The organism is Methylocella tundrae (genome assembly GCF_901905185.1).
GTDB lineage: Bacteria > Pseudomonadota > Alphaproteobacteria > Rhizobiales > Beijerinckiaceae > Methylocapsa > Methylocapsa tundrae.
This window is the reverse complement of record NZ_CABFMQ020000147.1, coordinates 1-466: the sequence shown is the minus strand read 5'-3', so window position 1 is coordinate 466 and position 466 is coordinate 1. Positions and strand designations below refer to the sequence as shown.

Annotated in this window: 1 protein-coding gene; it reads left to right on the top strand. The window is 64.6% G+C overall.

All coding sequences use genetic code 11. The features are described 5' to 3' along the window. Positions 1-53: 53 nt before the first annotated feature. The coding region (locus tag MPC4_RS20060) for a hypothetical protein (protein ID WP_174514099.1) at positions 54-466 on the top strand (413 nt) is incomplete at its 3' end.

Genomic DNA, 466 nt, shown 5'->3' with positions numbered 1-466 from the left:
GATCTGCAGCGAGCACAAATGATGTCGAGGTAGGTAGGGTAGGGCGGCGGGAAATGAGCCAGGTCGCGGCCAACTACAAGGACGTCTGGGAAGAGGGCGATGCGCGCAAGGTGCTGCAAGATCTGAAAGACGCAGATGCGTCCGTGGCCCGCGCAGCACGTGCCGGCGACACGGTGAAGTGGGGCCTGGCCGCCTGCATCTTCTTCGTGTTGAGCATGGCCGCGGGTCTGGTTGCAGCAGGCGCTGCAGCTCGCATTCATTGGATTGGTCGGCTGCGGTATCTGGTGTTCAGTGCAGCCAACGCGGGTGTCGAAGGTCTGCGCCACAATTGGCGTGAGGCTCTGCAGCGGTGGCGCTGGCGCCTTCCGGAGCGCGACATGCTGCTCTCGGCCTATGCCGACCAGGTGCACTTCGCCACGCGGGTCGACCGCTCACCGCTTATTGACCTGGGCGTGGCCTCGGGCCT